Source organism: Paenibacillus sp. J53TS2 (assembly GCF_018403305.1).
In the GTDB taxonomy this organism is placed as follows: Bacteria; Bacillota; Bacilli; order Paenibacillales; family Paenibacillaceae; genus Fontibacillus; species Fontibacillus rhizolycopersici.
Genome location: NZ_BOSK01000031.1, coordinates 1 through 428, shown reverse-complemented (window position 1 = coordinate 428; position 428 = coordinate 1). Strand labels below are relative to the sequence as shown.

At 48.4% G+C, this 428-nt stretch carries 2 rRNA genes; both read right to left on the bottom strand.

What is annotated here, in order from left to right:
- A 23S ribosomal RNA gene (locus tag KJS42_RS22940) occupies window positions 1-126 on the bottom strand; the annotation flags it as partial.
- 195 nt (window positions 127-321) lie between these two features.
- Window positions 322-428, bottom strand: a 16S ribosomal RNA gene (locus KJS42_RS22935); the annotation flags it as partial.

The window sequence follows — 428 nt, the reverse complement described above, 5'->3', positions numbered from 1 at the left end:
TTCCCCATTCGGACACCCCCGGATCAAAGCTTGCTTACAGCTCCCCGAGGCAGTTTCGTTGTTCGCCACGTCCTTCTTCGGCTCCTAGCGCCTAGGCATCCTCCGTGTGCTCTTAGTAGCTTAACCAACTACTAGTTTCACTTGTTTTGACACAAGTTCAGCTAAAAGAATGTTTCTAAAACGCAAATTTCGTTTCGTTTATCCAGTTTTCAAGGATCAAGTTGAGAGTTGAACTCTCAAAACTGACCAACGAGTGAGTAACTTTGCTAACCTGAGGTTAGCGATTTGAATGTCTTCGTTGCAGAAGACGATTCTCCATAGAAAGGAGGTGATCCAGCCGCACCTTCCGATACGGCTACCTTGTTACGACTTCACCCCAATCATCTACCCCACCTTCGGCGGCTGGCTCCTTGCGGTTACCTCACCGA